Here is a 12,585-nt window from a genome sequence, read left to right as displayed (position 1 = left end):
CCGACCCGAGCGTCGGGCCAAAGCCATACCCACCCCACACAAACCGCGACGACCACCGAAAAGAGACGTCAGCCCAGCTCAGCCAAGCCCAACCGAAACAGCGAGGCTAGGGACTCGGCTCGCCTCGCGCACACGCCCCGTGGATCGGTCATGGCCGCGCTCCTCTTCACTTCAGTCGGTTGGGCCGTTGTTTGTTCCGCCCGCGCCGAGGTCCGCCTGAGCGGACGCCAGGGCCAGGCGCAGGAGTTCGGCGAGCCGTTCGGCGGTCTCCGGTGAGATGCGGCCGAGCTGGATGAAGCCCTGACCGAAGGCGTTGATGTCGGCCCGCAGGAAGGGGAAGTCACGCGCCATGCCGGCCGACACCAGCACGTCGCGCAAGGACACGGCGGCGTCCCTCGCGGCGTACCACTCGTGACCGTCAATCGGCGACCAACTCGCCTCGTCGTGGCCGGCACGCTCATCGCTGGGCATCGGCCGTCTCCAATCCGTATTGACGAGCCCGCGCAATGAGTTGGGACGCGGCGGCGAACATCACCGCCAGCGCGACCGTTTGCAGCGGGGAACCGTATTGCGGCCGGATGGGAGCGTTCACCCACTCGAACCGATCGCCCGTCAACGCCATGGGTCCGGGCACAACGACGAACGAACCCGCGTCGAGAACCGTGTACGGCGGCGGGGTGTCCGTCTCGCGGCTCAAGGACTTCACGAAACGCTCCCGCGACCCCGCCGGAAGGAAGAAGCCCATGCGTTCGGCAGCCCGGTCGACCATCACCGGGCCGACCGGCATGCCCCGGCGGCGGAGTTGGTCGAACGTCTCCATGCCTGCGGTCTGGTCGACGGCGAGCACGTCGAAGAGCTGGCCGGCCGCGAGCAGTCGAGGCTGCCGGGGGTCATCCATCCACGCCATACGGCACTGCGCCGGATCATCCGACGCGAGGCTCAACCACTCGATGCCCCGCCTGGTCATCATCTGCACGCCGTACCACCCCAGAGAGCCCGGCCGCGGACTGTCCGCCACCACGACCAGACTCGAACCACGGCCCCCGCCAGGGGAGATGACGAGAGGTGACGGGGGATGACGTGCCCCACCAGGCCGCGTCATCCCCCGTCCGGTGCACACGTGCTTCCGGCATCGTCCCAGCGGCCCCATAGCCGAACATGAGCACGTAGAGTCGTTGGACGACCACAAACAGCGCGAGCCGCACGAGGAGGCGCGGTGGTGAGCACGGTCCAGGAGAGCGGCACACGCGTCAGCGCGGCTCGCAGGCAACGCGGTTGGGGACAGTTACGTCTCGTCAACGAGATGCGGCGAGCGGCCCAGCACCGAGGACAATCCCTGCCCACCGACGCCAGCGTGAAACGGCGCATTGCGAGCTGGGAGAACAGCCACAGCCAACCCGACGACTTCTACGGTCCCCTGCTGTGCGAAGCACTCGGACTGACCGCGGTCGAGCTGGGGTTGAGCTACGCGGGCTCAGGCCAGAACGCCCAACTGCTGGAGACCCGTTACCCGCCGAGCCCCGACGCGGCCATTGCCACGGTCGACCAGTTGTGGCGGGCCGATCTCCATGGCTACGAGCCGCTGCTTCTCTCCGAACCGTCCGAACCCGCATGGAGCGACGCCTCGTTACGATGGCTCGTCGCCCCGGAGCCCGTACCCTCGGCCGGTCCGGGCAGGTCCGGAAGCCGGGTCGGTCTTGCCGATGTGGCCATGGTGAAATCCACGAGCGATACGTTCGCCATGCTGGACGACCGCTTCGGCGGTGAACACGCCCGGCAGTCGGTCATCCAGTACCTCAGCCGGGACGTCGCCCCGCTCCTCAGCGGCCAGTACACCGAAGCTGTCGGCCGCGCCCTCTTCTCCACCGTGGCCGAAACAACGCTCCTGGCCGCGTGGATGTCGTACGACGCCTGCCATCACGGCCTCGCGCAGCGGTACTTCCTCCAAGCGCTCCGCTTCGCGCAGGACGGCAACGACCGCCGGCTCGCGGGCAGCATCCTCTCCGCGATGAGCCACCAGGCCACGTTCCTCGGCCACTACACGCAGGCCGCGACGCTCGCGCGGGCCGCGCGGATGGGCATCTCCGGGGTGGCCACGCCGACGCTCATGGCCCAGTTCCACGCGATGGAGGCCCGAGCCCTGGCCCGTACCGGCGACAAGCGCGCCTGCGAACTCGCTCTGGCAGAGGCCGCCCGCTTCCTGAACCGCCGCAACTCTGGTGACGAGCCGGAGTGGATCACCTACTTTGACGAGGCCGAACTTGCCGCCGAAGCCGCGCACTGCTTCCGCGACGTGAGCAACGCCCGCCAAGCCGTCGAACACGCCGAGCACGCGATGAGCGGCAGCCACGTACGGTCGGACTTCTTCGTGACGATGGTGCTGGCCGACGCGCACTTACGGGCCGGCGACGTTGACGAGGCGTGCCGGGTCACGCTGGACGCGCTGGATCTGGGCGAGCAACTACGCTCCGCGCGATGTGTGCGGTACCTGGCGGACTTCCGCCGGGGGCTCGCGGCACATGCGGGTAGTCCCGTCGTGCGCGAGCTGGGCGAGCAGGCCGCAGGGCTCCGTCTGTGGGAGGCGTCGGAGGGCGAACTCGCGAAGAATCCGAGGTGAGCTCGCCAACGTCCATACCTCACGAAGCAAGCAGATCGACATTCCACGCCGCGGGGAGACCGACGCGCGTCAGCTCAAAATGGTTGCCAGTCGGCGCGATTGCCGCCAGTACGGATCGCCTCCACACGGCGGGCGAACTCCGCGGCGGCCCTCGGCTCCGTCGCCGCCTTGCCGCCCATCCAGAGCGTCATCATCAGCTCGCGGATGTCGGCGAGGACCGGATAGCCGGGCCAGTTCATCAGGTCAAAGCCGTAGTGGTGGACGAAGGATTCGTACTGTTCACGGGTGTGCCAGCCGTAGCGGTCGTAGTAGATGGCGGTGAGAATCAGGTCCCACTCACGCGGGGCGAGGGCAAAGCCGTCCAGGTCGATGAGGACCGCCCGCCCCGAGCGGTCGCGCAGCACATTGCCGACGTTCGCGTCGCCGTGGATCATCCCGAACGGGAGTACGAAGTCCAGTCGGTTGTACTCCTTCTCCAGCTTGTCGGTGCGCTCGGTCAGGAAGGCCACATCCTGCTCCGCTGCTCCATTGAGGCGGCGAAGCGACGCTCTCAGCTTGGTGAACGGCTCAAAGTACGGCAGCCCCAGCGACTCCGGTTCCTCCAGCCAATGCAACCGCCTGAGCAGATCCGCCAGTTCGGGCAGCGTCGCGTACTCCTCGGCGTCCTGGACGCTCTCCCAGAACGTGACCGCGCGCCCGCCCACGACAAGCGGCTGCGTCACCGCAGGCAACACCCGGTTCGCCGGGAACCGCTCCTCCCCCAGCCAGCGCGCCACCCGTACCGCCCGCTCCATCGCCTCCAGAGCCCCCGGGTCGGCCGTGATCCGCACGATCACCGGACGACCGGCTAACGCGTACACCGCGTTGGAACCCAGCCTCAGCAACCGCGCGTCCCCGGGGTCCAGACCGGCCGCCGCACACGCCTCCCGAAGCACAGCGAGGGTTGTCTCCGCCGTGAACTCCGCAGCCCCGCCACCTGCCATGCCATCACCCGAGATGCCACTCACCATGCAACCGACCATACGGGCCGCCTGCCCAGCCCGGCAGACCGTTCACGTCGTAGGGACGTAATGATCAGGCCATGCCGCAGGGCCGGCAGCCACTCCCGCCCAGTTCAGCACACCACGAACAGCAACGGCCTACCCAGCCTCCGGAGCCGTGTGCGCAGGTTCGAATCCTGCCGGGGGCACTCCGGAATTATGGCTCTGACCAGCACGAACGCCGGTCAGAGCCGTTCTTGTACCTGCCAAAACGCACACGGTCTTCTGACCGTTGCTCTTTTCGGGCCGAGAAGGGCACCAGTGATCGGCATCTGACCGCAACTCTCCGTCTTTACGCTGCTCATCGGCCATGGATGACGCAGTGGGCGGGCGGCGCGGCCCGCGTTTGGGGCCGCTCGTGCAACCTCCGCGCTCCCTTGCGACTTCCTTGCGGAAACCGCCCGTGACCTGCTCGGATGACGCAAGAGCCCTCGGAAATGCAAGCCGCCCCGTGGGTCGTTGCTCTTACCGTTGTTGGACCGGGTCCATGTCCTGCGTTCGACCGCACCTGGCAGGTGGCGTAGCTGAGGGAGGATCGGTGAGCGGGCATCAGCGCTCCCCGTCGCTCCTGTTTCAGGCCCGGCTCGTCGAACCGGTATACGGCAACGGTCTGAGGCGCGCCCCCGAATCAGCCGCACGTGCACCGGCCGTGCCTGAGATCCGGACAGCAGGGTCCGACTCAGGCCCTCGTCCGGACACGACCGGACCGGGACGCGCCGTCCATGGTCGGCTCCTTGCCGGGGGCGGCGAGCCGGGTGGGGACGACCGCCGCTGTCCGGGTCTTCTGCCCTACGCCCTGGTTGGCCTGGGCCGCACCTGGGATATCCATCGCTTGTGGTCCCCTCGCGTGTTGATGACGCCCTCCCGGAGCTGGCCCCGTTCGTGCACGCCGTGCAGGGTCGGCGGCCCTACGACGGCACGTGGTGCGAGGCGTGGACGGTGCGGGATGTCCTGGCCCACCAGACGGGCAACGCGGAGGAGCTGGCACGGGTCCTGCAGGCGTTCCTCGACGGCTCGCCGGTGGAGACCCGGGACTTCACACGCGATACCCCGTTCCGGCGGATATCCGACGCTGACCTGTGGGCGGCGTTCCTGGACCGCTGCGAGCGCCTCGCCGAGGTGGCCGCGGCTGCCGCGCTGTTCTTGCACCGCTGGGACCTCACCGGCGACTCCCGCACAGCCGTGCAGGCGCTGAACGAGCCGTGGATGACCGAGCACGGCGTGGTGTCCGTCGGCCGGCCGCTGCTGTCCAAGGGCCACGCCGCCGGCCACGACCTGGGACCCGACGGACGGATCGAGGGCCGCCTGCGCGCACCCGGCACGGACGACATCGGTGACCGCCGACGCCGACGGCGGCAGCATCCGCCTGGCCCCGCCCGAAGGCCCCGCCACCATCGAGAGTGACCCGGCTGCCCGGCTCCTGCTGCTGTCGGGTCGGCGCCCCGCCCACCCCACCCGCTGGCACAGCAGCGACGGACCGGACACCCTGCGCCAGGTACGAGCCCTCCTGGGCGGCTACTGACCGTCCGCGCGGCCTGTGCGGGAGCCCGGATCCCGGGTACGACTGAGCGTCGTGGCGTAGGCAGTGACCAGGATGAGAACGCAGCCCGCCCACTGCGTGGGCGTCGGACGTTCGCCCAGCACCGCGGCCCCGAGGGCCAGCGCACCGACAGGCGTGAGCAGGAGCAGGATCGCGCCGGTGTGGCTCGGCAGACGGGGCGACCCAGTGCGGTACACGCTGCTGGCGACGCTGTGCCACGTGCGGCGGACGGAGATCGCCGATTCGCTGATAAACCTGTTCATCCAGCTCGTGCAGAAGATCAACACGCGAGCGGAGAAGAAGGTCGAGGGCGAGTTCGTCAAGGAGTTGAAGAAGGTCCGCGGCAAGGAGGGGATGATGCTGCGGGTCGCGGAGGCGGGGCTGGCCGAGCCGGCTGGCACGGTCCGCAAGGTCATCTTCCCGGTGGTCGGCAAGAAGACCTTGAAGGCGCTGGCGGCGGAGGCCGTGGCGAACGATGCCCGGTACAAGGCGCGCATCCGCACGGTGCTGCGGTCGTCGTACTCCAACCACTGGCGGCGGATGCTCTCGCCGCTGCTGTCGGTGCTGGAGCTGAAGTGCAACAACACCGCCTACCGGCCGGTGATGGACGCGATCGACCTGCTCAAGCGGTACCTGGACCAGCCGATCAAGGACGGGGGGTGCTTCGACGAGGCCGAGCGCGTCCCGCTGGACGGGGTGGTGCCCGAGCAGTAGCGGGCGGCGGTGGTGGACAACAAGGGCCGGGTGGAGCGCATCCCGTACGAGCTGTGCGTGCTGGTCAACCTGCGGGACGCGCTGCGGCGCCGGGAGATCTGGGTGGCCGGCGCGAGCCGGTGGCGCAACACGGAGTGACTTTCGGCGCCTTCCAGGGCTACAGCAGTAGGGGCGGAGTCAGAGATACTGCCTCAGCCAGTCGGGCATGCTCGGCTCATCAAGTCCCCAGGACTCCACGATCGATTCGTCCTTGTCCCAGACGTTCTCATCGCCATCGAAGAACTTCTGCCGGTGGCACTTGTACTTGACGACGGTGTCGCCTTCGAGCCGGTACTCGTGCCAGTAGTAGTTCTGCTTCCCGTAGCCGTTCCACTCCCGGGTCGTGTAGATCGTCGTCATGAAGGCGGACTGTAGCCGGGGCGCTGAGGCGGCTTGCTCAGCGGCTGAAGTCGGCCGTGGCCTCTTTGGGCGGAGCTGTGAAGTACGGGACTGTCTCGATCTCCGAACCGCACTCCTCGCAGACCCGGGTCTCGACCGTCTCGGCATCGTTCAACGTGCCGGCCGGAAGTCATGGCGTGGTGCCCGGTCAAGGCGTGATCTAGACCGTGCACCCCGGCACAGGCCTGCTTCAGTTGGTCTTCGCCCGGCTGGGGAAAACTGCTTGAGCGGCCAGTTCACCGCCCCCGGCCGATCCGACGTGCAGTGTTGGTAGAAGCCTCCGTTGAAACCCTCCCGGGCAGCCTGTGTGTAGGAGTCCGGTGCCCGAAGCGCGTTCCACGCCTTGGCCGCCCACACACGAGCCCGTTCCCCCTCGTCCAGTTCGAGCGCCTTGCTCCTGCCTGCAGTGACCAGGACCCCCTCGAAGTCGTCCAACCGCTCCCACAACTCCTCGAACGAGTCCGGCACTCCCCGGTGCTGCTCGACGACGACGGTGTCGTAGTAGCAGCCTGCATCGCGGAGCCGACGCCGCAAGATGTCCGCCTCAGCTCGCGCTCGCTCCACGTCGTCCAAGGCACGCAGGGCCTCTTCCATGTCCCCGTCCGCCCGTTTCATTGCGGCGTGAAGCTGCTCTTCCAGCGAGGCCACGGTCAGTGTCGACAGCTCGGCGGTCCGTGCCGCCTCCTTCAGCTCCTCGTCCGCTTGGGCGAGTAGGGCCTTGAGGTCTTCGACGTCCTTGCGCATCACCGCCAGCTCGTCGGACGGCCGTACCGTTGCCAGCGCGGCCCGCCGCTCCTGGCGGTGGCGCCGACTCGCGTCGTCGGGGAACGCGAGGGTACGCAACGCGTCAGGCAGCGGGGCCTCGGTGGAGATCCGCTGGACGGTTCGGGCGAGGCCGCGCCAGGCGTGATCCTGGGAATCGCTCATCCGGGCCACGGTCAGGAAGCGGTGACGGGAGGCATCCTTCGGCCATGCCGGATCCACCTCGGTCAGGAACGTCCGCACCGCGCCCGGGGCGACGCGGTGGTACTCGCCGATCGCCGCACGGAACGCATCGACGGCTTCTGTGTCCACGAGGAGGTACAAGGCAGCAGCGCCGGCACAGTCGCGCATTGCCTTCGCCACCCGCTCCGACCACAGCGGCGCCAGACCGTCGATGGGCTTCAGGTCCTGGACGAGGTCGCGAACCAGGCCCGGTCGTACGGGGGCCAGTGGCGTTGTCCTTGCCGATTACCTCATCCATGCTGGTCAAAGCCGATGTGCGCGATCAGCGGGCTGCCGCGTACAAAGGACGACCCGGGGCTCTGGCAGAGTGTCGATGACCTCGGCATGATGACCGTTTGTGCTGTGGAAACCCGCTTAGCTGGGCGTGACGAACGCCTTCGCGATGCTGCGCCTGCTGCCCATGACCGACCGGGACAAGGACACAGAGATCCTGGCGCTACGCCACCAGATCGCCGTGCTGGAGCGGCAGCGGAACGGCCAACGAGTCAGGTTCACACCAGGCGATCGAGCGTTCCTGGCAGCGCTCCTGCACCGCATCCCGAAGGACGTACTTCGGCGCATGCAGTTGCTGGTGCGCCCGGACACGGTCCTGCGCTGGCACCGTGACCTGGTCGCCCGCCGGCACGCCGCCCGATCCCGACCCCACCGCGGAGGCCGACCACGCACCGTCCACTCCATCCGAGCCCTGGTCCTGCGCCTGGCCCACGAGAACCCCAGCTGGGGCTACCGGCGCCTACACGGCGAACTGCTCGTACTCGGAGTGAAAATAGCCGCCTCCACGGTCTGGGAAATCCTGAAGGACGCCGGCATCCCACCAGCCCCCGAACGCGCGTCGAGCACCTGGGCGGACTTCCTACGCTCCCAAAGCGACGCCCTCCTGGCCTGCGACTTCTTCGAAACCGCCACCCTGTCAGGAGCCCGACTCTACGTATTCGCGGTGATCGAACACGCAAGCCGCCGCATCCGGATCCTCGGTGCCACACCCCATCCCACCGCGCCCTGGGTCACACAGACAGCGAAGAACCTCGTGATGGACCTCGAAGACGCGCGCAGCCAAAAACGGTTCCTGATCCGGGACAGGGACGGCAAATTCCCCGCTCTGTTCGACGCCATTCTTGCCGACGCCGGGATCGAGGTGGTCCTCAGCGGCGTGCGCGTACCGCGCATGAACGCGATCATGGAACGCTGGGTGGAGACCTGCCGACGAGAACTGCTGGACCGCACACTCGTCTGGAACCACCAGCACCTCCTCCATGTCCTCAAGGAGTTCGAGACCTTTTACAACGAACATCGGCCACATCAGGGCATCGCCAACGCCCGCCCACTGCACCCCCTGCCCGCGCCAATCACCGATCCAGAGCAGATCGCCCGCCTCGACATACGAAAACGCGACCGACTCGGCGGCATCCTCCACGAGTACCAACATGCGGCATGACCAGCGCGGATGAGGTTTTCGGCAAGGACAGCTCCAGGTGCCCCGACTTCCTGCGGTATTCAGGTCCACGGAGCACCTGCTCGCCCTCCCGCGTCCGGCGGGAAAGACGAGGATCAGCCGCGTCCCCAAGTTCACCCCGGCAGACGCCCCCCGTGGGAGTCATAGAAGTCCCAACCGCCAGCATTCAGCGGGGCGGCGGAGAAGGAATGCGGGACCTTTTGCATCCTCGGCACGGCCCCGCGCCCAAATTCCCAAGTCCCTCCCAACTAGACGCCACTGACCTTCACCGAAACCCGAACTTCCGCACGCCACCAAGAACGCGATACCCAAAACCATCAGAGCCAGCTTTACACCCGGCGCCGTACGCCCCCTTCGCCCTCACGCCGTACACCTGCGCAGAAGGAATCGCCCGCCAGCATGGCGTGTCGAAGCCGCTCGCAAAGCGTCGGCCGCATCACGTGATATCGATATCACGCTTCAGGAACGGGTCGTAGTACAGGACCGCCCAGGACTCACCCAGTTCGGACTTCAGGCGGTCGGCAAGCAGTCGGCCCCGGTCGATGAACATCCGCTCCGCGTCGGCCGAAGCGAAACCCGAAGACGCGGGATCCTCCCTGTTCAACGTCGCATCGTATTGATCCGACCATTCATTGATCGCCTCGGCCAACTCTCCATCCGTCAAAAAGGTCTCAGGTGCGACGTTTTCATACCCCTGGGCCGAGGCGACCCAGAGCCCGTAACAGTCGTAGTCCGCCAACAGCCGAACAACAAAAGCCACTAGTTCACCCTCCAGATCCTACGGGATTTGCGCCGACGACGAAGCCGTTGTTACCGACGGTGACGGCTACTCGCTGCGGCGACCCATTGTACTCGAGCTCATAGATCGGGCGCCCAGTTCCCTTTCCCTGATATCCGACGACCTTACCCTTGGTCACGGCATTGATGATGAATCCGGGAAGATCTGCGGAACCAATCCCGCGCTGCTCGAACTCGGCGCCATGACGTTCGATGATATGAGTAAGGCCAGCCCTGCTGTTCCCTTTCTCAAGGAAGACCACACGGCCGTCCGCGGCCCTTCCGGTCGCCACGAGATCTTCTTCGCTGAATTTGACGCCGGATTCGATCAGGTCGGCGATGTCTTCAGGCTTGACGGCCACGTCGACCTCCCCGACCTCAGCGGTGACCGACGCCTCGAGTTCTTCGATCTCGGCGATGCCTTTTACGGGCCCTGCCCCACCATCGCTTGACAGAATGGCCCGGGTCGTAGTGCCGGGCGCCGAGGAGGTCGAGTCCGCTGCCCCCGTCCGCAGGCTGGTTGAGGAAGCCGCGCGTGTCGTACGGGGGTCTCGGCCGGGTTGCGCTCGACGACTTCGACATCGATGCCCACCTGATGACCGTGGTCCACGACGGTCTTCTTGAACCCCTGGTCCACCAGGGCCTTCGTCACGGTGCCCCCACTGCCTGCTGCGACCTTGTCGAGCAGAGCGGTGCCGAAGGCGTTGTCGTGGACGGAGGCCGCCAGCACGACCACGGCGATCACCAGGCCAAGCACGTCCACGGCGAGTCCCCGCTTGCGGCCGGGCACCTTCTTCGCCGCGTCACGTCCCGTCGTCTCAGCCGGGACCCCGGCCGCCGCGTGCAGGCTCTGGGTGTCGAGCACCGCCAGGCTGGGGTCGGCTAATCGGCCCCTCTTCTCGCGGACCTGCCAGCGCAGCAGGTCGTGAATGACCTGGTCGGTGCCATCATTGCGCCACGTGCAGAAGTAGTACTTCACCGCGCCGGCGGGCGGCAGGTCGTGCGGGAGGTAGTCCCACTGGCAGCCGGTCCTGGACTGGTAGAGCTGGGCATTGACGATCTCCCGCATCTCGTAGCGGCCCTCGTGGCCGCTGACCGAGGGATGCTGGACCTTCCACGAGGTGATCACCGGCTCGATCAGCGCCCAGCGTTCGTCGGATAAGTCGCTCTTGTAGGGCTTGCGGTCACTCACGCAGTCACCTCAGTACGGCGCCAGCCCCGCGACCTGCCGAAGGCGGCAAGGCCACACGTTCAGGCGACCACAGAACGGATTTAATCTCTCATACCGCCAACATGTCCTCGCCGACTGCCTCACCCGGACCCGATTCACCCTCGCCTCACCGTGACGACATCACGCATTCAACGTCAGTGACCGCCCGGCATCACCGCAGCTCACAACGCGCAATTGTATTTTCGAGCGGCACAGGGTCTCTGCTCATGGCGACCGGGGGTGTACGCCGCGGCGGCGGGATCCCCTCCGTAACGGTCCTCGATCCGGGGAGGCGGCGAAATCCTTGCGGCTCCGCCAGGTCACGCTGTCCAGCCACTGGTCATTGGCGAGCCGGACCAGGCGGGTATCGAGGAAACCAGTTCGGCATTATGTCCGTAGATATTCGATAAAATGCCGGTCCGGGATTCGGATTCGCCCCGGACCTCAGGGTCTCGGCGGCACACCGGGCAAGCCCGTCAGTCCCCCAACCAGATCTCGATGGTGAGAATGCTGGGGAGGGTCCCGCCCAGATCGACTTCACGGAGGGTCACCGCGCGGCCGAGGCGAAAGCGGTCCACATCGCCAATCCCGACGAACTCGTTGTCCTCACCGTTTTCGTCCACCACCGTCACGTAGGTCGTCCCGTTGGGGACCGTCTCTACTTCCGTGATCACGCCCGAGAAGGTAATTACCTGGAGCTTTCCTGAACGCACCTCCTCCATGGTATCACCCGCTCTGACGCCAGGAAATCCTGCCAGGCCGTCCGGCAGTACGGCCCGCTCCCCCCACATCGCACGCCCGAACTCCGTAGCCTCAATTAGCCCCCCGGAGACACAGTAGATCAAATGCACCACACACCACCGCTCTGTTCGATCCCGTATTTCCGCGACTGGTGGCCCAGCTCTTGTAACCGGGGACCGCCGCTTCTCTCCACATTGTACTTACTCGTCCTCAAGGGCCTCGGACAATCCGAAGGCCAGGCCTTGGGCCTCCTCTTGAGCTGTCAACACCTGTTCTTGCAGTACCCCCAGGTCCCGCTCTTCGTTGTCCCACGGGCCCGGATCGAATTTCGCCCCGGAGAAAGCCCGCTGATTTATGTTGTAGTCGGCCTGACAGTTCTCACAGATGGGCATAAGCTTATCCTTGAATGGCCGGTAAGCGTTGACGAACTGCAGGTCTTTCGTTTTTACCTCATCATTTTTTGCCTGCTCGGCACAGTCGTCTTCGGCGTACCAGCCCACACGTGTGTCTTCCGCCCGCTTTATTCCGATGTAGACTTTTCCATTCTTCTTATTCCACGCCGTAGTCAGGACGGAGATCTTCTTAAGGCTGGTCTTGCTCAGCTCTTCGGAATCCACCATGTCCTGCAGGGCTGTACGGAAGGCATCTCTGACCTTTTCCGCGTTCTTCAGGTAGAGCTGCTGCTGCGCTTTTGCGGCTTTCAGTTCGTCCTTTGCCAGACCGGTCCGTCCGAACTCGGCATCAACCTGCGCCTTCAGTACGTGATTCGATTCGCTGTCGTAGGCTTCATCCGCCGCCCGCGCCGCAACCGTGGCACGAGCTATGGCTTCGTCGATGGTGATCCTGTTTACATTTTGTTGGAGCTGTGCGCCATTGGCGCCCTCCGCCCCGGTGTCCGGGTCGTAGAGCATGCGCCCAGTGGGGTCGGAGTATGTGGCGGGGTTGTCGCCGGCGTAGGTGTAGCCGCCCATCCGGCCGGGGTCGCCGGCTTCGAAGATCGGGCCGGGTGACAGGAAGCGGCCCTGGCTCGCGTCGTACTGCCGGGCGCCG

Annotated in this window: 15 protein-coding genes and 2 pseudogenes; 5 read left to right on the top strand and 12 right to left on the bottom strand. The window is 66.4% G+C overall.

Features of this window, described 5'->3' with window-relative positions; all coding sequences use genetic code 11:
• Positions 1-171 precede the first annotated feature (171 nt).
• A complete protein-coding gene (locus OG552_RS25180) occupies positions 172-471 on the bottom strand; it encodes a hypothetical protein (RefSeq protein ID WP_329136608.1) in 300 nt (99 codons plus the stop codon).
• A complete protein-coding gene (locus OG552_RS25175) occupies positions 458-970 on the bottom strand; it encodes a bifunctional DNA primase/polymerase (RefSeq protein ID WP_329141107.1) in 513 nt (170 codons plus the stop codon). The genes OG552_RS25180 and OG552_RS25175 overlap by 14 nt, the downstream gene beginning before the upstream one ends.
• Positions 971-1,354: 384 nt before the next feature.
• Here OG552_RS25175 and OG552_RS25170 point away from each other — a divergent pair, with 384 nt between their 5' ends.
• Positions 1,355-2,617, top strand: coding sequence for a hypothetical protein (locus OG552_RS25170; RefSeq protein WP_329136606.1), 1,263 nt, complete (start codon positions 1,355-1,357; stop codon positions 2,615-2,617).
• Positions 2,618-2,691: 74 nt separating this feature from the next.
• On the opposite strand, the gene OG552_RS25165 is transcribed toward OG552_RS25170, so the two are convergent.
• On the bottom strand, positions 2,692-3,627 hold the full coding sequence (locus tag OG552_RS25165) for a phosphotransferase family protein (RefSeq protein WP_329136604.1): 936 nt from the start codon (positions 3,625-3,627) through the stop codon (positions 2,692-2,694).
• A gap of 709 nt (positions 3,628-4,336) precedes the next feature.
• Entirely contained in the window at positions 4,337-4,486 is a 150-nt protein-coding gene (locus OG552_RS25160) for a hypothetical protein (protein ID WP_329136602.1), read from the bottom strand.
• Positions 4,487-4,491: 5 nt separating this feature from the next.
• Here OG552_RS25160 and OG552_RS25155 point away from each other — a divergent pair, with 5 nt between their 5' ends.
• Complete coding sequence (locus tag OG552_RS25155; RefSeq protein ID WP_329136600.1) at positions 4,492-5,061, top strand: maleylpyruvate isomerase N-terminal domain-containing protein; 570 nt, start codon at positions 4,492-4,494, stop codon at positions 5,059-5,061.
• 111 nt (positions 5,062-5,172) lie between these two features.
• Here OG552_RS25155 and OG552_RS25150 read toward each other — a convergent pair whose 3' ends face one another.
• Positions 5,173-5,394, bottom strand: a complete 222-nt coding sequence (locus OG552_RS25150; protein WP_329136598.1) for a DMT family transporter — start codon at positions 5,392-5,394, stop codon at positions 5,173-5,175.
• On the opposite strand from OG552_RS25150, the gene OG552_RS25145 reads away from it, so the two are divergent.
• A complete protein-coding gene (locus tag OG552_RS25145; RefSeq protein ID WP_329141397.1) occupies positions 5,333-5,911 on the top strand; it encodes a hypothetical protein in 579 nt (192 codons plus the stop codon). The genes OG552_RS25150 and OG552_RS25145 overlap by 62 nt on opposite strands.
• A 9-nt stretch (positions 5,912-5,920) precedes the next feature.
• Positions 5,921-6,049, top strand: coding sequence for a hypothetical protein (locus OG552_RS25140; protein ID WP_329136596.1), 129 nt, complete (start codon positions 5,921-5,923; stop codon positions 6,047-6,049).
• A 39-nt stretch (positions 6,050-6,088) separates the two neighbouring features.
• Here OG552_RS25140 and OG552_RS25135 read toward each other — a convergent pair whose 3' ends face one another.
• Both OG552_RS25135 and OG552_RS25130 read right to left on the bottom strand, forming a co-directional pair.
• A complete protein-coding gene (locus OG552_RS25135) occupies positions 6,089-6,310 on the bottom strand; it encodes a hypothetical protein (RefSeq protein ID WP_060950821.1) in 222 nt (73 codons plus the stop codon).
• A 150-nt stretch (positions 6,311-6,460) separates the two neighbouring features.
• Positions 6,461-7,423 (bottom strand): hypothetical protein, encoded by a 963-nt coding sequence (locus OG552_RS25130; protein WP_329136590.1) that lies wholly within the window; start codon positions 7,421-7,423, stop codon positions 6,461-6,463.
• Positions 7,424-7,736: 313 nt separating this feature from the next.
• Between OG552_RS25130 and OG552_RS25125 the strand changes: the two genes are divergently transcribed.
• Positions 7,737-8,789 carry an integrase core domain-containing protein gene (locus tag OG552_RS25125; protein WP_329141105.1) on the top strand — a complete coding sequence of 351 codons (1,053 nt, stop codon included), beginning with the start codon at positions 7,737-7,739 and terminating at the stop codon, positions 8,787-8,789.
• Between the two features lie 454 nt (positions 8,790-9,243).
• On the opposite strand, the gene OG552_RS25120 is transcribed toward OG552_RS25125, so the two are convergent.
• The 5 genes and pseudogenes from OG552_RS25120 to OG552_RS25100 all read right to left on the bottom strand — a co-directional run.
• On the bottom strand, positions 9,244-9,546 hold the full coding sequence (locus OG552_RS25120; protein ID WP_329136588.1) for a hypothetical protein: 303 nt from the start codon (positions 9,544-9,546) through the stop codon (positions 9,244-9,246).
• Between the two features lie 25 nt (positions 9,547-9,571).
• A complete protein-coding gene (locus OG552_RS25115; protein ID WP_329136586.1) occupies positions 9,572-9,946 on the bottom strand; it encodes a hypothetical protein in 375 nt (124 codons plus the stop codon).
• A 131-nt stretch (positions 9,947-10,077) separates the two neighbouring features.
• A pseudogene (locus tag OG552_RS25110) lies at positions 10,078-10,776 on the bottom strand (IS5 family transposase); the annotation flags it as partial.
• Between the two features lie 494 nt (positions 10,777-11,270).
• The gene (locus tag OG552_RS25105; protein ID WP_329136583.1) at positions 11,271-11,507 is read right to left on the bottom strand and encodes a hypothetical protein; all 237 of its coding nucleotides are present in this window, start codon (positions 11,505-11,507) and stop codon (positions 11,271-11,273) included.
• A 228-nt stretch (positions 11,508-11,735) separates the two neighbouring features.
• Positions 11,736-12,575: pseudogene (locus tag OG552_RS25100) on the bottom strand (hypothetical protein); the annotation flags it as partial.
• Positions 12,576-12,585: the final 10 nt, after the last annotated feature.

The organism is Streptomyces sp. NBC_01476, from assembly GCF_036227265.1.
Classification (GTDB): Bacteria; Actinomycetota; Actinomycetes; order Streptomycetales; family Streptomycetaceae; genus Actinacidiphila.
Note: the sequence above shows the minus strand (reverse complement) of the source record. Positions and strands in the feature narration are given on the sequence as shown.

Coding starts and splice junctions, on each gene's coding strand:
- OG552_RS25160 (WP_329136602.1), bottom strand. CDS start 4,486: ATGGATATCCCAGGTGCGGCCCAGGCCAACCAGGGCGTAGGGCAGAAG.
- OG552_RS25125 (WP_329141105.1), top strand. CDS start 7,737: ATGCTGCGCCTGCTGCCCATGACCGACCGGGACAAGGACACAGAGATC.
- OG552_RS25165 (WP_329136604.1), bottom strand. CDS start 3,627: ATGGTGAGTGGCATCTCGGGTGATGGCATGGCAGGTGGCGGGGCTGCG.
- OG552_RS25175 (WP_329141107.1), bottom strand. CDS start 970: ATGATGACCAGGCGGGGCATCGAGTGGTTGAGCCTCGCGTCGGATGAT.
- OG552_RS25180 (WP_329136608.1), bottom strand. CDS start 471: ATGCCCAGCGATGAGCGTGCCGGCCACGACGAGGCGAGTTGGTCGCCG.
- OG552_RS25135 (WP_060950821.1), bottom strand. CDS start 6,310: ATGACGACGATCTACACGACCCGGGAGTGGAACGGCTACGGGAAGCAG.